Origin of the sequence: Anabaena sp. UHCC 0399 (assembly GCF_034931465.1) — a bacterium.
Classification (GTDB): Bacteria; Cyanobacteriota; Cyanobacteriia; order Cyanobacteriales; family Nostocaceae; genus Trichormus; species Trichormus minutissimus.
Genome location: NZ_JAYGGZ010000051.1, coordinates 1 through 22,740, shown reverse-complemented (window position 1 = coordinate 22,740; position 22,740 = coordinate 1). Strand labels below are relative to the sequence as shown.

At 39.8% G+C, this 22,740-nt stretch carries 16 protein-coding genes; 8 read left to right on the top strand and 8 right to left on the bottom strand.

What is annotated here, in order from left to right:
* Window positions 1–18 precede the first annotated feature (18 nt).
* Window positions 19–366 (top strand): hypothetical protein, encoded by a 348-nt coding sequence (locus tag VB693_RS22965; RefSeq protein WP_323268283.1) that lies wholly within the window; start codon window positions 19–21, stop codon window positions 364–366.
* 173 nt (window positions 367–539) lie between these two features.
* On the opposite strand, the gene VB693_RS22960 is transcribed toward VB693_RS22965, so the two are convergent.
* Window positions 540–1,046: a hypothetical protein gene (locus VB693_RS22960; RefSeq protein ID WP_190709781.1), complete on the bottom strand. Its 507-nt coding sequence runs from the start codon at window positions 1,044–1,046 to the stop codon at window positions 540–542.
* Between the two features lie 661 nt (window positions 1,047–1,707).
* Between VB693_RS22960 and VB693_RS22955 the strand changes: the two genes are divergently transcribed.
* The 4 genes from VB693_RS22955 to VB693_RS22940 all read left to right on the top strand — a co-directional run bounded on the left by VB693_RS22955 (window position 1,708) and on the right by VB693_RS22940 (window position 4,777).
* Complete coding sequence (locus VB693_RS22955) at window positions 1,708–1,995, top strand: hypothetical protein (RefSeq protein ID WP_190709783.1); 288 nt, start codon at window positions 1,708–1,710, stop codon at window positions 1,993–1,995.
* A gap of 143 nt (window positions 1,996–2,138) precedes the next feature.
* A complete protein-coding gene (locus tag VB693_RS22950) occupies window positions 2,139–3,443 on the top strand; it encodes an FAD-dependent oxidoreductase (RefSeq protein WP_323268282.1) in 1,305 nt (434 codons plus the stop codon).
* 15 nt (window positions 3,444–3,458) lie between these two features.
* A complete protein-coding gene (locus tag VB693_RS22945) occupies window positions 3,459–4,007 on the top strand; it encodes a DUF4334 domain-containing protein (RefSeq protein ID WP_323268281.1) in 549 nt (182 codons plus the stop codon).
* Window positions 4,008–4,402: 395 nt separating this feature from the next.
* The gene (locus VB693_RS22940) at window positions 4,403–4,777 is read left to right on the top strand and encodes a hypothetical protein (protein WP_323268280.1); all 375 of its coding nucleotides are present in this window, start codon (window positions 4,403–4,405) and stop codon (window positions 4,775–4,777) included.
* Window positions 4,778–4,883: 106 nt separating this feature from the next.
* Here VB693_RS22940 and VB693_RS22935 read toward each other — a convergent pair whose 3' ends face one another.
* Together VB693_RS22935 and galE are read right to left on the bottom strand one after the other, a co-directional pair.
* Window positions 4,884–5,807: a lysylphosphatidylglycerol synthase transmembrane domain-containing protein gene (locus VB693_RS22935; protein ID WP_323268279.1), complete on the bottom strand. Its 924-nt coding sequence runs from the start codon at window positions 5,805–5,807 to the stop codon at window positions 4,884–4,886.
* Between the two features lie 209 nt (window positions 5,808–6,016).
* The gene (gene galE / locus VB693_RS22930) at window positions 6,017–7,015 is read right to left on the bottom strand and encodes a UDP-glucose 4-epimerase GalE (protein WP_323268278.1); all 999 of its coding nucleotides are present in this window, start codon (window positions 7,013–7,015) and stop codon (window positions 6,017–6,019) included.
* Window positions 7,016–7,257: 242 nt separating this feature from the next.
* Here galE and VB693_RS22925 point away from each other — a divergent pair, with 242 nt between their 5' ends.
* Window positions 7,258–7,956 carry a hypothetical protein gene (locus VB693_RS22925; RefSeq protein WP_323268277.1) on the top strand — a complete coding sequence of 233 codons (699 nt, stop codon included), beginning with the start codon at window positions 7,258–7,260 and terminating at the stop codon, window positions 7,954–7,956.
* A gap of 81 nt (window positions 7,957–8,037) precedes the next feature.
* Window positions 8,038–9,789, top strand: a complete 1,752-nt coding sequence (locus VB693_RS22920; RefSeq protein ID WP_323268276.1) for an ABC transporter ATP-binding protein — start codon at window positions 8,038–8,040, stop codon at window positions 9,787–9,789.
* A 147-nt stretch (window positions 9,790–9,936) separates the two neighbouring features.
* Here VB693_RS22920 and VB693_RS22915 read toward each other — a convergent pair whose 3' ends face one another.
* The 5 genes from VB693_RS22915 to VB693_RS22895 form a co-directional block, all read right to left on the bottom strand.
* Entirely contained in the window at window positions 9,937–11,094 is a 1,158-nt protein-coding gene (locus tag VB693_RS22915; protein WP_323268275.1) for a response regulator, read from the bottom strand.
* 170 nt (window positions 11,095–11,264) lie between these two features.
* Window positions 11,265–12,476 carry an EAL domain-containing response regulator gene (locus VB693_RS22910; RefSeq protein WP_323268274.1) on the bottom strand — a complete coding sequence of 404 codons (1,212 nt, stop codon included), beginning with the start codon at window positions 12,474–12,476 and terminating at the stop codon, window positions 11,265–11,267.
* 12 nt (window positions 12,477–12,488) lie between these two features.
* Window positions 12,489–17,366 (bottom strand): PAS domain S-box protein, encoded by a 4,878-nt coding sequence (locus VB693_RS22905; RefSeq protein WP_323268273.1) that lies wholly within the window; start codon window positions 17,364–17,366, stop codon window positions 12,489–12,491.
* A gap of 298 nt (window positions 17,367–17,664) precedes the next feature.
* Complete coding sequence (locus VB693_RS22900; RefSeq protein ID WP_323268272.1) at window positions 17,665–20,370, bottom strand: glycoside hydrolase family 10 protein; 2,706 nt, start codon at window positions 20,368–20,370, stop codon at window positions 17,665–17,667.
* A gap of 92 nt (window positions 20,371–20,462) precedes the next feature.
* On the bottom strand, window positions 20,463–21,803 hold the full coding sequence (locus VB693_RS22895; RefSeq protein WP_323268271.1) for a TIGR03279 family radical SAM protein: 1,341 nt from the start codon (window positions 21,801–21,803) through the stop codon (window positions 20,463–20,465).
* A gap of 340 nt (window positions 21,804–22,143) precedes the next feature.
* Here VB693_RS22895 and VB693_RS22890 point away from each other — a divergent pair.
* The coding region (locus tag VB693_RS22890) for a hypothetical protein (RefSeq protein WP_323268270.1) at window positions 22,144–22,740 on the top strand (597 nt) is incomplete at its 3' end.

Here is a 22,740-nt window from a genome sequence, read left to right as displayed (position 1 = left end):
AACTATTGGGAGAAATGGATGAAATTTACTTTTGATCTTGTCGGCGTGTCTCCAGTTTGGCAATTTTTCCATCACCAACAGCAAAGCCTGCAAAAACCACAACCTCAAGCTATAGAATATTTATCTACCCATAAATGTACCCTCGACGCATTGCTAGAATGCGTAGAACCAGTATCTATAAAATGGGGTTGGAATACTGAGCAAGTGATAGATACTGTCGTGCAGTTCTGGTTAAATAACTCAGAAACCATAAATTATTGGAAAGTGCGTTTAATTGATGCTGGTAATGACAATATACTCGTTGCTCGGCTAGCAGATATTACGGCTTTGCAAGCTGAGTTTGAATCTTTACTAGGCAAGAATTAGAAGTCTTGTTAGCATAGCGGGGCTTATGCCCCTACTTACAAATTTCACGGTGATAAATTAGACTTAGGAATCATGTAAAAATAAGTTGTACAAAATTTATCTAGGATAGCTTCTACATAAGGCTTTCATATAAAAAAAGTGTTCAAGTTATTTTTACACGTCTTCTTAATAACCTATTTTTTGAGTTTTTGTGAGGAATCAGGGTTATCTGGTGACTCTAAAGCCTGATCTAATACTTTCCTCGCGTGTTCAGCTTTGGTGCGTGCGTCTTGGTAACGTAAATTAGCTTGAGCAAAATTCTTAAGAGCCTTAAAACCATCTTTGAGGCGAGCAATTTCTTCTTCTGCTACTGATTCGTCTGAAAAGAGGACATCAAGAGCTTTACGAATTTCTAACGCTTCAGTGCGTGATTCTTGCACTTTTAATTTCAGTGTAGCCAGGTTGCTGAGAACTTGGACTGCTTGGGTGATGGCATCTTCACCACCTGTAGAATCAGTTGTAGGCTCTTTCACTTCTATTAATTGTTGCGGGCCAAATCCTTCTTCCAGTTCTGTAGGGAGTTGACCAGCATTCATCAGTTCCATTAACTGATCCATTGCTTTGTCACGGGCTTTGGCAGAATCTTTTCCTGCAACAGTCAGGATAATTTCTGGGCTTTGAGCGAGAGTATACTGAACCATATTGCAGACAGAAAATTTGCTGATGAACCAAGCCTAGAAACAATATTTTAACATAAACGGTATGTAATCAAAAATGGGAATGCAGATTAAAGCCCTGGTCATTACCAACATCTTTATAAACGGTAGATGCAGCAAAATCAGCACCTCAGCACATATCTTGCCATCTGTTCCATCGGCGTCATAGAGTTTCCCAACTAGAACAACCATCAAATTTACAGCTAATCAAAATATCCTTGCATCTCTAACAAATCTATCTGTCCCATTCTTTTCTTTAATTGGTATTACAGCATATTTCAAGTTAGTGAGGTACACAATACCCCATCCGCCTTACTAACGGGTGGGGTGGGTTGGGAAGAGGTATACCTCATTTACTTGCAGAACGCTGTAATTTTTCATTAAATCTCAGTAATTTAATTGCACAAGAAGTATTTTTTAACTCTTAGTTTAAAATGAATTTAAGTGTAATTACAGTTTCAGGATTTTTCGGAATTCGCATAGTATTTATCTGACTGAAAAATAGCATATTTTTATCAGTATAATTGTCTACAAACGCATATAAAGACTGCTTTTAAATCCCCTATCTTTTTCTATTAAATACATTGTCTAAAAACGTCATTCCGGTTATTGTTATAAACATCAAGAAGCATCAGGAGTAATTGCAATGAACCAAATACAATTAACATTATTGATTAGTTACCTATTGATGAGTTGTTACTTTTTCACTAACTGGCTACAGTTCGCTTTACGCCAAGCTAATTCTTCCCCTGAAGATAAATTTTTATCTTTTATAATGTTTTTAATCACAACTATTTTTTGGCCTGTGATTGTTCCTATGTCTTTGATAGAAGTTTTTCAGACACGTAAACTAGAACCTAGCACTATAATTCCAGTAATTTTGGCGATGTTTGCTTTTAGTATTTCTTATCTAATATCTGAATTGTCTGCATAAGTATCGCAATTCACCATAAATAAATTTAGTGGTTTGTATACTTATTTATTTCGGTCAAAATAACAGACTATTTCACTAAAGCATCTAACTATTTTACCTATAGTTTTCGGGAAATATGAACCAGCTTCTCATTAACAATTACCATGCGAATTAATCGTTTAACCTATGAACCTTCAATCCGTATTGGTATCGTTGGTGCTGGATGTGCTGGTTTAACTGCTGCCGAAGAATTACATGATATTGGATATAAAAATATCACCATCATTGATGCCAAAAATCGCGTAGGTGGTAAAACATATTCAATGAGATACGCAAACGCAAGTCTTCAAGCCCGTGGTGTTTACGAGGGTGGAACTGTTTGGATCTTACCTAGTCCCCTGTACAAAAAATACAGAAAAAGGTATGGGATTTCTCCATCGCTTCATGTAATGCCACGGGTGCAACTATTTGACTTAGCGACTGGCAAAGTTTCTAGCCCCTTTTTAATAGAGTCCAAATATTCTTTATTCAGCCGACTCTGGCAGCTGAGGAAATTTTTTCTAGAATTAGACAAGTATACTTGGTACAACGAGCCAGGCTATATCAATCCTGCTTACCGAGCTATGAATGAGTCCTCACCTGAATGGTTTAACAAACAGGGTTTGGATTTTATTCGAGATGCTTTAATGCCTATTGCTAATGCGGCACAATTTGGACATCTGGAACAAGAAGCTTCTACTGCTTATGTGATTCGGCTACTGGCATTATTGAACCGTTGCAGTTTCCTGAAAAAATTGGTTCTGAATATGCCTCAATTGCAGGAAGGGAATCAAGAATTATGGAATCGTTTAGCAGCAACCCATAACTTGTGTCTAGGACAAACTATTGAGTGTGTTTCTCGCGGTCAAACAATTCTGGTCAAAACTACCTCAAATCAGTGGGAATTTGAGCGTTTAATTTGGACTGCTCCTGTTGATGACTTTCTTGGAGTAGCTGATACTTCCCCGGAAGAAGCAGATATTTTTTCTAGGGTACGTACAATTAAAAGAGCAGTTATTACCTGTAAGGTAGAGGATTTACCTGCAAACATTTTTTACATTATCAGAAATACTTTAAATCAGCCTTTACCAACTAGTTACCCATTAGCTATCTACGAGGTTGATCCAGGCAGTAAAATCTACAATTTTTATCCATTCATGGATGAAACAACAACTGTTGAAGAATTGGAAAGCAACGTAGCCGATTGTGTCAAAAAGCTTGGAGGTACTCAAGTGACACCTATGGGACAACCCCTAATTTGGAAGTGGTTCTCTCATTTTTCAGCCGAAGACCTCAAGGATGGTATTTATGAACGATTGGAAATGTTGCAAGGTAGTCAAAATACCTACTTTGCTAATGAAATGACTGCTGGGGTAAGCGTACCTTATGGTATGGAATATGCGGCTTATTTAGTGGAACGCTTCTTTTGAAAGTTGACAAAAAGAATGGGAATCTCAGAAAATTATCAATTGATTTTGAAAACGGGTAAAACTACGACAGAAAAAGCTTTGGAATTGTTTGACGCTCTTGAACCCGTCAATTTAGACTTTATGCTGTGTCGTTGGCAAGGTTCTGGACTGCATACAGATCATCCAATGGATGGTTTATTAGAAATTTCTAATTGGTATGGGAAGGAATTTATAGACTCTGAGAATGTTCATCCTTTATTATTTTTAGATAATCAAGGGAAAATTTTTCAGGTTGCACCCAATCCTACTTTAATGAACTGGGTTTTAAAATTACCGATACCCAAAAATAATTCTCTAAAACCGTTATTGGTGTCCATTAATTCTTTACTTAAAACCGATAAAAGTCAAGCAAGACTGCGCATGATGGAGTATAGAGGAACAGTCTCTGCTACAATGATTTATGATTATTTACCTATCCATGATTCTTTTAGAAAAGTAGATGAGAATACTGTTTTAGGAATTATGGATTATAAAATGCTACCTCAACCTTTCTTTTTTGTTCTTAAGCGAGCTTTTAAGTTTTAATTCGGCTCTGCTTGCTTCTTCTTCTGAAGAATTTGTTTACTTTACCTACTTTATCGTTGAAGTATTATTTAGCGAAGCTTAATAAAAAATTGGTATGAGCAAATCGTCTAAAGTGAGCCAGGATAAGGCTTTGGGATTTAAATAGATTGGATTATGCCCAATGAAAACTCAGATAAAAATCACGAAATACTAACGAATATTTACTTTTATAGACTAATTGCTAAAGAAATATAAGGAAAATGAGATAGCAGGGAAACTCAACTATATAACCAGTTGTAAGGGAGTGAACGGATATCAATAGAGATTATGTTTCTACCTGATGTAACTGCATAAATTAATTAAAGTTTTTGGGTTTACGTCAGTCTATTAATCCTTTGCAATTAGGGCGAAAATCTATGAAGCAACCATATCTATCTCCCGACGATTTGCCCACACATAAAACTACACTCATAAGTGAAATATTACTCAGTCAACTAGAAGAAGTAACAAAAACAAGGTTTTATTTAACTTGTAGGCATTCGGTACGTATTTTGTTATCCAGTTGTCACTGGTATTTTAAAGTTAATAGTGGCATTCTGATGTTAATCATGGTATGCCATGATATTGAAAGTTATCAGAACGTTATGATGAATGTTTCGTATTTGGCAAGCAAATTAAAATTGTTTGCGAATCACGCCAAAATTAGTATTAGTTCTCCAGTAAATCAAGGTATGCCTTGGGTCATTGGCATCAATCAAATATTGTCTGGAGAGGATTCGGCTAGCACCTAAGAGGGGTATGGGACATCATCAGTGAACAGTTACTTGATAACAGTTCACTGGTAACTAATGATGCTTTACGCTATTCCTGTATGTTTTTATACACAGGCTATAATGGCTACTTAGCAAGGCGTTCATCGAAATAGGACAAGCCTGCACCAATAGTTTCAGCTAAAATACTGATGAGACGATACAAGGCGATCGCACTAATTACCGCCGCCGAGGGAAAGCGATGTTGTAAAAGTGCGATCGCTGTGGCTTCAAAGACTCCCAACCCCCCAGGTGCGCCGGGAACTACAAACCCCAACAACCAAGCAAAACTAAAAGCACCCAACAATAAAGGAATGTGACTTAGATTCAAGGGCATAATCGCAAACACCGTTAAGACAAATCCCATACCCCGCAGTCCTAAAAATCCCATCTCTCCTAACAATGGTCTGAGGGGATAGCGTCGAATCCGAAAATTAGGGGTTGGCTGAGTGCTAGATTTCTTCGCTTTTAATTTATAAAATAAGCCAATCACTGGGTTTAAAAATCGGGGATGCACGGCACAAAGTATAATTACCAAACTTAGTATTTTTAACCCTTGTAGCGTCAAGGTAGTGTTATTCGCTGCAAATTGATTGCCAAATAGGACAACAAAAATTAAAGCCGCCGCCGCCATAAGTAAGGGTTCTAGCAAAACGCTGAGGGTGGCTGCACCAGGCGCAACATTAGCATTTTTCGCCGCCACAATTCGCCCGTAATGATGCCATACATTACCCGGCAAATACTTGGCAAGGTTGGTTTTAAGATAAACCTGAATAAATTTTATAGATGGTACAGGTTGTTTTAACTCTTGGAGAACCCAAGTCCAAATCCAACCAGCCCAGATATGGGCTAGTAAAGTGATCCCAGTAGCGATCGCCAAAATTGACCATCCTGCTTCATCAATGCGAATAGCTGTCACCTCTAACCAATGATTTTTTAAGGCATTACCTACAAAAACTAGTGTCGCCCCTAAAATTACCCAACGTAAAATTTTCTTTAGTTTAATAGTCATTTAACAACTAATTGCCGTTATCCTAGTGCCATTCGGGTATAGAGGTAAAGTTTTTCCGCCTCTTCTGAAGTCTGTAAAAAAGTTAGTCATGGCCACTGTCCATATTAAGCTGCCATAACCAGACAGTGGCTTTTAAGTTACCTTTTCTGCTTATTTGCGTGCTGTTTTCATGCCGGAACAAATATATGAATGCAATCGCTTCAAGATGACTACTTATGTCTTTTCAAATGCCATTGCCAAGCGTGGGTGACAATATCTTGAATATCTGGATATTGGGGTTGCCAGCCAAGAACTTTTCTGGCTTTTTCGCCGCTACCAATTAAACTGGGGGGATCACCGGGGCGGCGATCGCATTCTGCAACTGGGATATTTAATCCTGTCACCTGGGCGGCGGCGGCTATAACCTCTCGGACTGAAAAACCTTGACCATTACCTAAATTAAAAAATTCGCTATCTCCACCTTTTAATAAATATTCCAATCCTAAAATGTGGGCATCTGCCAAATCGCTGACGTGAATATAGTCCCGAATACAAGTCCCATCGGGGGTGGGGTAATCTGTGCCAAAAATTGAGATAGATTCGCGTTTACCTAAAGCTGTCAGCAGTACCAAAGGAATTAAATGGGTTTCGGGGTTGTGATCTTCACCTAATAATCCATCAGGATGTGCGCCAGCAGCATTAAAATAACGAAAACGGACTGATTTTAAACCGTAAGCCCCATCAAAATCTGATAAAATCCGCTCTACCATTAATTTAGTAGCACCATAGGGATTGATGGGATTTTGGGGGTGGTTTTCGGGAATCGGCACAACATCCGGCACACCATATGTGGCACAAGTGGAAGAAAAGACAAAATTCTTAATAGATGCCGCCAGCATCGCTTCTAAGAGAACCAGCGTTCCCAAAACGTTGTTACGGTAGTATTTAGCGGGGTCTGTCACTGATTCGCCAACATAAGCATAGGCAGAAAAGTGCATGACGGCAGCAAAATTATGGGTTTTGAATAAATCATCTAACAGGGCGCGATCGCTCGTATCGCCAACAATCAACTCGACCTGCAAAACCTTCTCCACCAAGTCACGATGCCCATAAACCAAGTTATCGAGTATTACCACGTCGTAACCGGCTTGCTTGAGAGCTAAGACGGTATGTGAACCGATATACCCTGCTCCCCCCGTTACTAAAATGCTGGGCTTTCCAGGTGGCATAGCTTTTCCTTTTGAGTCACAACTACTCAATTAATTTAACTAATTCACTGGTGTATCAGATAACTAATCAGGAAAATTATAAATATTAGGCGCAGTGTCAAAAAATTGCACTAAAATCACTACGACGGTAGTCTTTGGTGTGAGGGTTAGGATATTTTAAGTCAAATTACAGTTGACAATAAAATGAATCCACTTTATGAAACCTCTAGGCTCACCGCAAAAGGAGATTTGAGTGTAAATCTATGTTTGAACTTTTAAGCCGGGTACTGCTGTGGTTACTAATTGGTACTATCGCTTACACTGTGTTTCAGAAATTTTATCCTTCAGGAACTTTTGTTGGGCGATTAGTTTTTGTGATCTTGATGATTGTGATCGCCTTGTCATTTGTCAATCCTAATGAACCAGCTGTAGCATCTTTGTGGAGACTAGTATCATTTCCCCTGAAACCCTTGGGAGCTTCAGTTTTGATGCTAATTGTGGCAGCGCAGAAAATCAAGGGGGGTGGAATTGAGAAACCAGGAGGATATTTAATTGGTTGGTCACTGACAATTTTACTTTTATCTAGTACACCAGCGATCGCCTACTTTTTAATCAGAGCGCCCTTAGCCACCCAAGGAGCAATGATTCCCACCTATCAGCTACCATCATCTCAACCAGAAACACTCGTAGCCTTGGGGACACCAACCAACCCCACACAAGTTACAGATGTACTTGGGAATGCTATCTTGCCTAATACTGGAATCAATCAGACAACCTTAGCCTTCAACTACTGGGAAACCAAAATCCCCCCTTACCTGTTGCAGAATCCTCAACAAATTAGAGAACGAGGCTTGCGGCTAGAAGACTTTGTACCCAGTTCAGAAACATTGCAACTTACAACCCAAGTCTGGGAAAGTTATCTCACTCAGGTTTACACTTTCTTACGTGGTCGTCGGGCATAAAGTTAGAAATCAAAAGATACTTATCTCCTGTCACCTGTCCCTTGTCCCCTGTCACCTGTCACCTGTCACCTGTCCCCTTCCATGCAACAATCTCGACGAATTGCTAAACTTGGTGCTTACCTACGTCCCCACTGGCGAGATGCCACGTTGGGTATTTTGGCTTTGTTGTCTGTCAATGGACTAGGTGTTTATATTCCTTGGTTGATTCGTGGTTGTGTTGACCAACTTGCCAATAATGTGATCTGGCAAGAAATACTACGTTATGTAGTTGTGATTATTTTACTCAGTGCTGCCATGTGGCTGATCCGCATGGCTTCGCGGCTGTGGATATTTGGTGTAGGACGGCAAGTAGAATTTGATCTCAAACAAAGGATTTTTGAGCATTTACTCAATCTAGAGCCTGCTTATTTTGCCACGAATACAATTGGCGACTTAATTAGTAGGGCTACCAGTGATGTAGATAATGTGCGACGGTTGTTAGGTTTTGCGGTGTTAAGTTTAGCCAATACGGTGTTTGCTTACGCCTTAACACTACCAGTCATGCTAGCCATTAACGTCAATCTCACCCTGGCGGCGATCGCAGTTTATCCTTTGATGTTTGTGTTAGTGCATTTATTTAGTAATCGCTTACGTCAGCAACAAGCTAAAGTCCAGGAAAATATCTCTGAGATCAGTGAGCTAATTCAAGAAGATATGAGTGGCATAGCTTTAATTAAAATCTATGCCCAGGAAAACAACGAACGTCGAGCTTTTGCCCAAAAAAACCACCAGCTATTGGGGGCTAACTTGGAACTGGCGAAAAGCCGCAATACCTTGTTTCCCCTAATCGGTGGTTTAGCTGGCTTGAGTTCACTCGTAATTATTTGGTTGGGGACAACGCAGATTTCGGCTGGAAACCTCGCTGTTGGTGACTTTTTAGCATTACTAATCTATGTTGAGCGTTTAGTATTCCCGACGGCATTGTTGGGCTTCACTATTACCGCCTACCAACGGGGGGAAGTCAGTATAGACCGTTTGGAAGCGATACTCAGCGTTAAACCGAAAATTAGAGATACTAGCGATGCTGTGCATATGGCTGTAGCGGAAGTTAAAGGGGAATTAACCGCCAAAAATCTCAGTTTTACTTATCCTGGTGCGGCTAAACCAGCGTTAGATCATGTCAATTTTACAATTACCTCTGGAGAGACAGTAGCAATTGTCGGTGCGATCGGTTCAGGTAAGTCAACTTTAGCCAATGCCTTGCCTAGATTGTTAGATATTGCACCAGGACAGTTATTTTTAGATGGGGTGGATATTACCCAAATAGCATTAGCCGATTTGCGTCATGCGATCGCCTACGTTCCTCAAGATAGCTTTTTATTCAGCACTACCATTAGAAATAACATCCGCTACGGCGACCCCAGCAGCGATCAACTCTATGTTGAGTCGGTGGCTAAATCATCACAAATTCACCCAGAAATCATGAATTTCCCCCAGCAGTATGAAACCATAGTCGGGGAACGTGGCATTACTCTTTCTGGTGGGCAAAGACAACGTACCGCTTTAGCTAGAGCGATGCTAGTCAATGCACCCGTTTTAATCTTAGATGATGCTCTCTCTAGTGTGGATAATCAAACTGCTACCCAAATCCTCAATAATCTTGCTAGTGGTACTACACGCAAAACGGTAGTTTTTATCACACACCAGCTTTCTGCTGCTGCTGCTGCTGACCGTATTTTTGTCATGGATAAAGGCAAGATTGTGCAAGTAGGCAATCACTTAAAATTATTGCAACAGGAGGGTTTGTACAGAAAACTGTGGAGTCAGCATCAAGTAGAAGAATTACTACATTAAATGTTTTCTCTCTACGCATATCCTGATCCCATCGCAGAGATTAAAACTTATACAAAAGATATTGATATTAATTTTCTGCAATTCGACTTTCAAAAAATCTTATTGGATTATTATCGGTTTGAGTCACTTCAAAAAGTGAAATGCTCCCTATCCCCAATCCACAAATTTTTTCGTCTGGTCAATCAGTAATGCTTTTTGATAGTAGGCATTCTCCTCACTACAAGGCAGTATCACCTGAACCAGCGTTTTTTGTTGTGCTTGACTCTGGATTTTGAGTTTACCACCATGTAATTCAGCCAAACGTTTCACAATGATTAACCCTAATCCTGAGCCTTGCTGCTCATAAAGTTTGCGCTCAAATTGCCGATAAGCTCCTAGTTCTGCAATTTGCGCAGGAGTCATTCCCCGTCCTTGATCTGTAAAAGATAAAACTAACATATTATTGATAGCTTTACTTTTGACTTGAATTAAAGTTCCTGCTGAAGAAAACTTCAAAGCATTATCAATTAATTCCTCTACAATTTTAGAAATTCTCTCTGGAGAAATTTTGATATAGCAGGGAGATAAATCTATATGTAAATCCGCTTGTCTTCCTAATTTGGCAGCTTTTTCTGTAATGATATCAATTAATGCCAATGTAGGGAATTTTGTAGTTTTACTTTGAAAAACTTTTAATTGCTGTGGATCTGTGGCAATAATTTCTAATTCTGCATACAGTAAAAAATTTTGAATTAATCTAAATAAACGTTCACCAGAATAATAAATGGATTCTGCCATTTCCCGGATCGCGTGTGAGTCGAGATACTCACTTTCTTCCATCAGAATTTGTGAAAAACCTAAGATCCCGTTCAGAGGAGTTCGCATTTCATGGGGCAGGGATAGCGCAATGCTATTACGCAAATTGTCTAGTTTTTTCTGAGTTTCCTGGTGAATAGTAGTTTGCTTGGCTAATCTACAAGCGATCGCAGCTAACAACTCAGCTCTGGTAAAAGGTTTGACAATATAATCATCTGCTCCCATTTCCATACCTTGCCGAAAGTCGGTTTTATCAGATTTAGCCGTGAGAAATATTAAAGGAATCATCGCTGTTGTGGGATTTTGACGCAATACCTTTAATACTCCATAACCATCTAATTCTGGCATCATGACATCACAAAGAATCAAATCAGGCATTTCAGCTTGGGCTAATTGCACACCAATCTGTCCGTTTTCTGCTTCATGTAAGTTAAAGCCTTCATTCTCAAGTAATTCTAAAATATTTTGGCGTACATTTATATCATCTTCAATAACTAAAACTTTGGGCATTTTTTTAAATAATATTTACTTGAAATCAAATCTTTCTTAATTTAATTATGTATATTAGCTTAAAATTGGATAATTGGTAATTAACGATACCTCACTAATTTTTACTGATTACCAATTACCACAATTAAAAACTACTTACTTCAATCTGCATTTTACAAACATCCTGATTGTTATACAGATAATTGTTTTTGACTCCATAAAAAATTTTCAAATTCTCTTGATGGCAATGCTCGACTAAATAAGAACCCTTGCATAGAATCACAGTGATTTTCGCGTAAAAAAGATAATTCTGCTTCTGTCTCTACACCTTCAGCTATCACTTGCATATTCATATTATGTGCCATTTCGATTAAAGCTTTTGTAATGGCAGATTTTTGAGGATCTTGAGCAACATTATGGATGAAGTAACGGTCAATTTTCAGTGTATTAACAGGCAAGTTTTTCAAATAAACTAAAGAAGAGTAGCCTGTACCAAAATCATCAATGGCAATTTTAACTCCTAAAGATTGCAATTCGTGAATAGTAAAAATTGCATTATTTAAATCCTGCATAATCATGCTTTCAGTCAGTTCTAATTCTAAATATTTTGGATCTAAATTATTTTTCTTTAGAACATGAGTTATTTTCTTAATTAAATCTGGCCTATTAAATTCTATCACTGATAAATTGACACTAAGAGTCAAGTAGTCTATGCCTGCATTTTGCCAAGTTCTGATTTGCTGGCAAACATTTTCTACTACCCATTGACCAATTGTAATAATTAACCCTGTAGACTCTGCTAATGGAATGAATTCTGCGGGAGACACTAAACCCAGTTCTGGACTTTGCCAACGTAATAAACTTTCAGCAGCAACGATTTTGCCAGATGAAATATCGACTATAGGTTGATAATGTACCTCAAATTCTTGAAATTTTTGTTTTTTAATAACTTGATTGAGACTCATCGACACTAACTGCATTTTCGGCGATGTAGTTTTAACTGTGTTTTGATTGATGAAGTGTTTCTTCAAAGTAGCTTGTCTTTCTAAACGATTCATCACTGCACTTAATAATTCTGCTCGTGTAAATGGCTTAGTAAGATAATCATCTGCTCCCATATCCATACCTTGCCGAAAATCGGCTTTGGCAGATTTTGCTGTCAAAAAAATGAAGGGAATCGCCGCAGTTGATGGTTCTTGACGCAATGTGGTGAGTACGCCATATCCATCAACTTCTGGCATCATCATGTCACACAAAATTAGATCGGGAAATTCTGCTAGAGCCAAATTGATGCCGATTCGGCCATTGTCCGCCGCCACAGTTTCAAAATCTTCAGCTTCTAGTAAGTCTAAAATGTTTTCACGTACTAGCTCTTCATCTTCAATCACTAAAATTTTGATCATTATTACCTCAATTTATATTTCATTATTTAATGGCAGATTAATAGTAAATACTGTACCAACTCCTAGTATACTTTTGACAAAAATTTCACCTTGATGAATATCTACACATTTTTTTACAATAGATAATCCCAATCCAGTACCTAAGATATTACCTACATTACTAGCTCGATGAAAGGATTCAAATAAACGAGGAATATCTTCTGGGGGAATCCCTATTCCCTCATCTTGAATTGCAAATATAGCTTGTCCATCTAACGACTTCAGCATAAATTTGATATTACTATTAGCAGGTGAATATTTGATGGCATTAGATAGTAAATTACTGAGAATATGTCCTAGTAATTTATCATCCATACAACATTCTATGGATTCCTGTTCACTAGTAAAGTGAATTTGGTGATTACTAAAATGCACTTGGTTTTCTTCTACTAATTGACGGCAGTATGCAACTAAATCAAAGGGTTGGGTTACGAACTCTAGTTTTCCCGCTTCTGCCTTACCAATGATCAAAACATCATCTAACATTTCAGTCATGCGCTTAACAGCAGTTTGAATCCGGTTGAGATGTGTAAGTTGTTTTTCTGGGGCCAATTTGTGATGATAGTGTTCTAGTAACTCGGAGGAAGACAGAATAATACTCAAAGGTGTGCGAAATTCATGGGAAGTCATGGAGACAAAGCGGGATTTGAGTTCACTAAGTTCTTTTTCTTTCTCTAGTGCTACTTTTAATTCTTCTTCTAGTTGTTTGCGATCTGTAATATCTGCCCTGTAGCCGACTAGTTCCACTGAATTGCCGATGTCATCTCGCACTACCTTACCTTTATCGTACAGCCAACGGTAAGTCCCATCTTGGTGTAAAAAGCGGTATTCCAGCGTATACTGCCCTTGCTCTAATACATGAGCAAGATTGGCAATTACTTGTGATGCGTCTTCAAAGTGGATACGACTTACCCAAAAGCTAGAATCTTCCGTAATTTGCCCTGCTTCATAGCCAAGCAGGGTAGAAACATTTTCGCTGATGAATAACGCACCAAAATCACCAGATGCCTTGCAGGCATAGATGATAGCTGGGCTAGATGTCAGTAAATATTGCAGTCGCTTTTGGCTAATTAGTAGTGCTGTTTCTGCTTGTTGACGTTCAGTGATATCTGTTTGAATGCCAATGTAATGGGTGAGTTTATTACTATGATCATAAACGGGGGAAATATTTAACTCACTCCAAAATAAACTGCCATCTTTACGGTAGTTGCAGAGGATGACAGTACCAGCCTTACCTGCTTGCATTGCAGCATTAAGTTCTTCTAACCCTGGTTGATTGATATCTGTGCTATGGAATAAGCGGAAATCTTGTCCAATTACTTCCTCACCTGAGTAGCCAGTCATCCTTTCAAAGGCAGGGTTAACATAGATAATTGGCCCGTTGGGGATACTCGCATCTGCAATAATTATGCCATTGCTGCTGGCTGCGATCGCCCGATCGCGCAGCCGTAATCCTTCCTCTATTTGCTGACGCTTGGTGATGTCAGTATGAATACATACTGCGCCGAAAATTTTGCCCTTAGCATCTTTAATGGCATCAATGCGGAGGTCAACTTGCATAATTTGACCTATGCGCGATCGCATTGTTACTTCACCTCGCCAAGACTCTCCCCTATTGATAGCAGTTACTATTTGTTGACTGTCTTGAGGGATTTGGGAAATCACCCAAGTTCCCCCAGATGCTTCTAGTTGCTCTAGATTATAACCGTATAATCCCACAAAAGCTGGGTTAACATAAATACTTGTACCCCTAACATCTGTGATTACAACAGCATCACTGGTACTTTCTATTGCTTTTTGAAAACGTAATAGAGATTCTTCTGCTAATTTGCGTTCGGTAATGTCGCGGGTTACTTTAGAAAAACCCTGTAAATTATCGCTTGCATCTCGTAATGCTGTTAAAATGCAGTTTGCCCAAAAATTTGACCCATCTTTGCGAATAAAGATCCTCTCACATTCACATCTACCTTGGGCGGCTGCAATCTCTAGCTGTTGCTGTGGTACACCTTGAGCAATCTCTTCTGGCGGGAAAAAACAAGAAAAATCTTGTCCAACGATTTCTGGAGTTTGATATCCAGTAATACATTCTGCACCAGAGTTCCAACTAATTACTTGCCCTTGGGGGTCAAGCATATAAATTGCGTAGTCTTTAATGCTTTCTACTAATAGACGGAAATATTCTTCACTTTGGCGCAGTTCTTTTTCAGCCTGTTTACGGTCTGTAATATCCGTAGATATGCCACACACAGCATATGGAACACCATTGTGATCTTTTAAAGGAAACTTGACAGAAATGTAGACGTGTAAACCATCTTCTTGAGGTACTACTTCTTCTACTTCAATAGGATGACCATCTGTAATTACCAATTGGTTATTAACTGCAAAGCCATCAGCAATATGATGAGGCCAAACATCATATATGCTTTTGCCTGCAATTTCGTATTGATTAATATTAAAGAGTTTTTCGTATTGGTGATTAACTAGCAGAAATCTATTTTGGGTATCTATTAAGTAAATGACCGCCGGTGAGTTATCCAAAATCGCCTGTAATTGCGCCTGTAACTCCTGTAATTTGGACTCAGCTTGTTTACGATAAGTGACATCTCGATCTATGCCTCGGTAGCCACAAAATTTCCCCTCAGCATTAAATATTGGTACGCCACTAGTTTCTAGAATTACTAAATGACCATCTTGATGGAGGTTAATATTTTCTAGACATTTAAATGGTTGTTGAGCTGCTGCAATTGGCTCAAAGATGCTCAATATACGTTCAACTTCTTTTGGGGAGAGAAGTTCTAAGGGGCTTTTACCTAATAATTGGTGTGGTTCGTAACCCAAAATATCTTTGACTTTGGGACTGACATAGGTATAGATAATGTTTTCATCCACTTCCCACACCCAATCACTGCTAGCCTCCACTAAGTTACGGAATCGTTCTTCGCTTTGTTGTAAGGAGGCTTCAGCTTGCTTGCGTTTGATGCCAATAGCTATTTCGCGGGCGGCTATATCTAACGCTTCCACGGTAGATTCACTGAGAATTTGGCGAGAAAACATGGCTATTACACCTATGATTTCGTTTTCCACAGTCAGGGGATAGCCAGCGAAAGCAATCATACCTAAGTGTTTAGCCCACTCTTTATTACTAATGAGGGGGTCTTCCTGTACAGTGTTGGTGAGATAGGGCTGAACTTCTTGAGCAATTAATCCAATTTTGGATTTACCTAATGGTACATATCTATGCTGCCCATCGATGTGGGTATATATACCTGAGCTAACTTGCAATTCCAAAATATTGTTTTGGGGGTTTAGTAGCCAAATGCGGGCAAAGGCGGCATCTAAATTTTTAACTAGTGCCTCGGTGCAGTAGCGCATCATGTCTTGTAAGCTGGAACTTTGAGTCAGAAGAGTATCAACTTCACCCCGAAAATCTGCTAATCTGACTCGTTCAGCCAGAGCTTCCTCTGTACGTTTGCGCTCATCTATATCAGTGTTAGTACCGAACCAATTAACTATGTTACCTTGCTGATCTTGTAAAGGTAAGGCACGTCCTAAGTGCCAACGATAGGTGACAGAATCTGCCGATAACAGACGAAGTTCTATTTCATAATTAGCACCTGTAGCTAGGGAATGACTCCAAGCGGCTAAATACCTTTCCCTATCATCAGGATGGACAAATTTCTCCCACTGCCAACCCAATACTTGCTCTGGAATAGTGCCGAAAAAATCCAGGGTGCGCTGGTTGACATATTCATAATAGCCATCTGGTCTAGCAATCCACACTTGTTGGGGAATAGATTCTGCCAGAAACCGAAAGCGTTCTTCACTTTTCGCTAAAGCGGTTTGTTCTGCCAGCAGTTGCTCATTTTTTTGTTGCAGGGCGATCGCGCGTTCAGCTAATTGCATTTCTAGCTCTTGGTTCGCCTGTGTTAAGTTGGCTTGTGCTTCTAGGCGATGGTCGATATCCATCGTGACTCCAATCATGCGAATGGGTTTACCTATCCTATCTCTTAGGACTATTCCCTTAGCTAAAACCCATTTATAGGCGGATGTTTGTCCTGGAATCAGTAACCGATGCTCTACCTCAAATGAACCCAGATTGGCGATCGCTGATTGGTTAGCTAGCTCAACTATTTCCCGATCATGAGGATGTACTAAAGTCAGCACTTCATCCCAATCAACTGTCTCCATTGCTTCAGGTTCACTACCCACAACAGCAGTATTCAAGAAATGGATTTGATTATTAGTCAGATGATGTTCCCAATAAATTGTTTTAGTTGTCTCTAGTGCTAACTTTAATGTGGCTGTATTCTCTGTACTGACATAGATGCTTTGCTGTCCCAAACATTCATTCAGGCTAGTAGCTTCAGTCTTTAATATTGCTTCTGCAACATTCCATACTGCTGATTCCCTCAACTGTAATTGTTCTTTTGGACTACTATCTGCTGGTATTTCCAGCGATTGTAAAATGCTTTCAGGTGTGACTGTTCCTATTAGTTGACCTTCCTCATTTACAACTAACAAGCAATTTGATTGATATTGATGTAACCGTGAAATTACGGTGGCTATATTCAGCAATTCTGAAGGTTTGATGATCATAGCTGTGGGCTGTTGCATGACAGCAGAAATTTTCGTTGTTGTGCAGTCCATACCCAACGCCACAAGCTTGACCAAATGTTGTGCTGATAACCACCCAAATACCTGTGAATTGTTCACTACAATGATACCAGTACATCCCTCATTCATCTGTGAGATTGCCTCTGAGACTAGTGTTTCTGGCTCAACCGTTAGTGGTGAACTGTTAATAGTTGACTTTAAACATCGTAGCCAGAGAAACTGAGATAATGGGGGCATAGATGGTTAATATCGCAAGTACCTGAAGGTTGATTTCTCCAGTATATACTTTAAGTATTGTATCTATTTTGATGCTAAATCAATAATAATATCTGTCGTATAAATACGATAAATTCAGTATGAAGAAGTACAACAATTCGGAGGCTATAATTTGCTGATTCTACATTGGTTCTATGCTGCGGCGACGATGCTGCACCCCACCGTAGGTGTTGGCGTAGCCTCTCGTAGAGATGGTCTTCGACCGACGGTCGGTCATCGCTAGATTTTCAGATTAAAACTACATAAATCGAGAGATTAATCAAAATTTTGGACTTTGATTAGTTCTCTGCTGAGAATTTAGCTCTAATCGCCTTTCACCATACCGTAATAGTCTTTCTATCGTAAATAGACGACTTTCCCAAGCTTTAACTTGATAACTATTACTGATATTTTTTTCTCGTGTCCACACCCGAAACTGAGATTGGAAGCGTGTTAGGGTGGATTTAGCTACTAGCATTTTTCTGGGGGAAGGGGAAGTTGCTAATTGAGTTAAAGCATTTTGTAATATTTCCGCCTGGCTGTGAAAATCTGAAATTACCTTGGGCGATATTTGTAATTTTTCTTGATGTAAAACTAAACGCCATTCTCTTTGTAGAGAATTATATCGGGTGACAGCCGATTGTAAAGGGTCACGATGGGGTATAGGTTCATCAATGACAGTTCCCAACTTTCCTTGAGTGTTAACAAAGAGCTTGTGTAGTTCATTGTTAACATTTTCGGCAGCAAAAAGTGCATAACCACCAACTGGTAAATCCCTAACCAATTGCAGTTGGTCGAATGTTCCTAGGGTGGGTAAAGAAAGCAGGCGAATTCCTGGTATCAACAAGGTAGAGCCTAACTGCGTCGAAGCTATCCAAGGTTGTGCTAGCTGTTGAAAGCGTACAGTATCTTGGGCATAAGTCATGGGAATAATTAAATCAATATCCCCTCGTCGCGCCCAAACTTCCCAGTGTTGTTGTAATTTCTGGATACGTTCTGATTCTGGTAGGGGAAAGACAGCCACCGACAAAATCAAGTGACTTCGCTTTTGTCGCATCATCTGTGATACCTCGGTCACAAAGCTATCTACTTGCTGAGTGCGAAATGCTGTCCACTGTTGCCACAATTGAGGTTGACTTGGTGTAATATTTACTGGGTCTACCCCTGTGAGTTTTTGAAACTGCGCTCTAGCCGCTTGACCATAGCCGTAAGTCCGACCGGCGGCTGGGTCTTGAAAAGGATAGCGAATGTAGTCTAGTTGTAGTCCGTCTACTTTATAGCGGGTGACAATCTCCTCATACAACTTGAGTAAATACTGCCGCACTTCGGGATTAGCTGGGTCAAGAAATGGCTTGGTCTGACCTACAGGAATAATTTTGCCCTGGTTATCATAATTAGCCCAATCAGGATGAGCAGCTAGCACTGGCCCTGGGTAATCAGAATTGATGTTGAGCAGTTCATTATGACGTTGATTTCCCACTGCAAAAGTCCACACCCAAGCGTGTAACTCCATCCCTCTCTCATGGGCTAATTTCACCCCCACCGCCAAAGGATCCCAATCCCGGATTAATGGGTTTTGCTGAGGTGCGACTTGACTAGGATAAATGGGATAACCAGCATTGACAGCTTCAAAAAAAACAGTATTGATACCAGATTGTGCTAGACGATCAAAAACTTTACTTAGTCCTTGTTCGCCACCTGCACGAACAATTGTCCCTCGGTCTAACCACACAGCACGAATTTCGGCTGGTGCTAATCTGCGATCAACGGGAAACTGTTTCCACAAGTTATTTCTAGCTACTAACCATTGTTGACGCGCCAGAGCATAATTTTTGTTGGTAATCAACCGAGGTAAGTTATTGGCTACGACCCTAGCTTGTGTTAAAACTTGCTCTTGATTAGGTATAGGTGTAACTAATCTAGTAGTAGCCAATTGTCTATCCTCTCCCTTGACAGATTGGGATACGTCGCTGCTAGGAGCATTGGCTAAAGCTGCTAAATGTGCGCTTTCGACTCGACCAATGAGATTTTCTAGCTGTTGTTGCATGGCAGCTGCTTCGCCAGGATTGATAGGCTCATGAGAATTAGGGACAACATCCCAACGGACTGTTTGTTCTAGTTGGTCTATAGCCTCATCCTGTTTCGTTGTAGAGGCGCGATTGATCGTGTCTGTTGGGGAAGTCGGAGAAGTAGAGGGAGTCTTAGCTATTGGTGCAGGGCAGTTTGGGGCAGATTCTGTGATATTTTGATTACCATTGGCTGGTATTGAGATATGACGATTGAGAGCAACTTGCAACCACGCCGTATCCAATTCAGCAGAGGAAGCTGCATCTGTTCCCCACCGCCAACCCAACAAGGTAGAACGTTCTGTAGTCACCACCGCAGCCGGATTATCTTGAGAATTCCAAACAGCTACAGCTTTGCTAGCACCATCATTAGGAACTAAAACACCGCCATGTACCTGACCAAAAATTCCCTTTTGGTTTATCCAGGCTGGAAGTTGGGTTTTTGATGGTTTAAGCTGCTGTTTATCTTTGAGGCTGAATCCCCAATAGCTTCCCAAGAGGTTTTTTAATAGCTGACGCACTCCAGGGGTTGAGAGACTGCCTATTGCACCGCTAGCAATCAAATTACCACCTTTGTTCGTCCATGCTTCTAGAGCGATCGCTTGCGCTGGTGTGAGTGTTTCAATATTGGGTAAGAATAATACCTGGCGATCGCCCCAATCTGCCGCACTTTTCACCCTCTCTAGGGGAAGTACACAATAGGGTACGCCAATAGTTTGTAAGCGTTTGGTAATTCCTATCCAATGCTGTGTATTTTCTGGGCTTTGTACCACACTCAAGACAGGTGCTGGTGTAGCTGCCTTGACTGACAGAATATTTAAACAGTTAACAATAATAAATTGAGCTGTAAAAATGAAGAATCCGTGATTTTTTAATACTAATTTTGTAGTTTTTTTATTGACTAAACCCTGATTCTTCACTACACGCCCTCACTAATTAATTAACGTTCCTTTATTATTTATGAAGCAAAATAACCATATTTTACCTCCGAAAAACAACTGAGATTTACTAATTAAATGCTCACCGCATGACGAATACAAGTATTGATCAGTTCTTCTACCCCCGCTACTGGCAAAATGGTTGTATTTAATTGCTGAGATACTTCTGCCACACTCATATCATCTAAAAATACTAATTCTCCGTGTTTAAGCATGACATTGGGAAGCAAAATTCCATCACCCAAATTTTGCTCTTTTAAGTTTAAAAGTAAGTCCTGCCCTGTAATTAAGCCTGTAACACTAATAGCTTGTCCCCAATAATTACTATTTAATGCCTGCATATTTACTTCCAAACCTGCAACATTATTTAAGCGTTGCACAATTGGTTGGAAGGCTTTTTCCACTGCATTACCAACAACCCAAGTTAATTTTCTGGTAGGTGAGATTTTTTCGGGTAATAACTCCGCCGCCGCCGTTTCAAATTGCTTAATAAATAAGCGAATTGAACCCACCCCATTATCAATTTGTGGATACTCTTCATACTCAGATTCACTGGGTAATTCTGCACCAGCAATCAAAAACCATTCATCAGCTAACCAAGCAACATTAGAACCAGACGCTTGCCGAAATTCTCTTGTCAGTAATTGCACTTGAGCAATCACTTCTTGAGCTTTTTCTGGCGTTACAGGTACTAGTTCGTCTTGTTCAGGACGGAATCTTGTCAAACCTACTGGTACGACTGCCACCGATGCTACAGTAGGAACTTCACCAGTATAAAATGACGCTAAATCCCGTAGGGTTTGTTCCAGGTGTTGACCATCATTTATTCCCGGACAGACGACGACTTGAGCATGAATTTGCAATCGTCTTTGTTGAAACCAGCGCAACTGTTCTAAGATTTGTCCCCCACGCTGATTTTTCAGTAGTCTAATTCTGATGTCTGGTTCTGTCGCATGAACAGAAACATACAAAGGAGACAACCGCATCTGCTCAATGCGTTGCCATTCCCTTTCCGGTAAATTGGTAAGGGTGAGATAAGAACCATATAAAAAGCTCAAACGATAATCATCGTCTTTGAAATACAAGCTAGAACGTTTACCAGGGGGTTGTTGATCGATAAAGCAAAACGGACAACGGTTATTGCACTGAATCAGACCATCAAACAGCGCAGTCTCAAACTCTAACCCCAGGTCTTCGTCGTAGTCCTTTTCAATTTCAATATAATGAGTTTTGCCAGAAGCATCTAAAACTTCTAATTCTAAAAATTCATCTGAGCAGAGAAATTTATAATCAATTAAATCACGGGGCTGTGTACCATTGATAGCTGCGATCGCATCACCGACTTCAAAGCCAACTTCAGCTGCGATCGAGTCTGGTAATACCTTAGTAATTTTGGCAGGACGAATAGTAGTCATGAGTCCATAGTCAACAGTCCATAATCCATAGTCTATAGTCCATAGTTATTAGTCAACTGATTGACTAATGACGCTTCAATCATCATTGTTACAGTTTCTCAACTTTTAGCAAAGCTTTAGTAATCAGAGTTTGATTTTCTATACGTGTTTTTACATAAATTATTTTTTCTAGCGAAAGCGGCTACAACCCTTATTTTATAGTTACTTCTCGTTGTTAATACGGGAAAATGCAATTAAATTAACCAAAAATCTTCAGCCAACAGTGGAATTCTTCAGTGTAAATTGAGTAATAATGACTCAATTCATTCCATTTTCAGAAAAAATAGCCGTTAAATTACTTATGACTACGACCTCTCGTCCAGTGACTTATAGTTACATCTCTCCAGGCGTTGTTAACATTACTGATGCTACTGGAGCTACCACGCAAATTCGCTTTACTAGTACGGGTCAAATTCAAAGCATAGAAGATGCACTCGATAACTTAACTCAATTCAGTTACGATGCCAATGACTATCTCAGTCAAATCGCTGCACCAGGAAATAGCATTTCCAAATTTAGTTATGATGCCCAAGGGCGATTGTTGAGTCAGACTGATCCTTTAAATCAAACAGTCAGCTTTACATATACTGGCAATTTAGATGCGCCGACTAAAGTCACAGATCAGAAGGGACAAGTAACTCAATACAACTACAACACCTACGGCGAGTTAAGTGGAATTATTTATGCCAATGGGAGTTCTGAAACTTTTAGTTACGATCTGTCGGGTAATTTAGCTCAAGCAAAAGAACGCAGTGGGGATACTTTCCAATATACCTACGATAGTACGGGAAAGGTGACGCGCAAGACTTTTGATGATGGGACTTTTGAAAGTTACACCTACAACACAAATGGCGATATCACCGCTATTACCAAAGGGACTAGCACGATTAGCCTAGGG